The organism is Vibrio sp. Y176 (assembly GCF_033438945.1).
Genome location: NZ_JAWOQS010001044.1, coordinates 1 through 544, shown reverse-complemented (window position 1 = coordinate 544; position 544 = coordinate 1). Strand labels below are relative to the sequence as shown.

Genomic DNA, 544 nt, shown 5'->3' with positions numbered 1-544 from the left:
CATGAACATGAAAACAAAACGTACTTCTACTCGATGCTTAGACCCGAAGCGACTCGCGAACAACGCCAGCTGTTTTGGCATTTAGGGGCTAAGCGAGAAAGTTGGCGTGCGTTTCGAATTTCTATTTTTGAGTTATCTGAGCAAGAGAAAGAAGATCTCGCACTATTCTCTCCAGAGTTAGCCGAAACCTCTCAGTCACTGACTCATATCGGAATTTTGCAAGAAATCGCTGACGAAAAGTCGGGGCAAGATTACCTATTAACAGAAAAACCGCGTTTGCCAGCCAACACGTTAAATGCCTTTCGTCATCCTCGAAAAATCACTGGCAACCCTAAAGGTATCTATTTCGATGCTCAATCGCGCCGTAAAGAACCACGCTATCGATTCAAAACGCCGCTTGAACTCAGTTCGGGTGAGTTAAAAGCAGCAGGTTCAACCGTTGATATTTCTAAGCGAGGCTTGGGGATTCGTTTAGATGAGCCAACGATGTTACGCTCGGGACAAGAAGTGCAAGTTAACTTTCGTGAGTTACAACTTTACGATA

1 protein-coding gene is annotated in these 544 nt (G+C 44.7%); it reads left to right on the top strand.

Going from position 1 to position 544, the window contains the following annotated elements; genetic code table 11:
- A partial coding sequence (locus R7O13_RS30110; protein ID WP_318305623.1) for a PilZ domain-containing protein occupies positions 1-544 on the top strand: 544 nt, incomplete at both ends.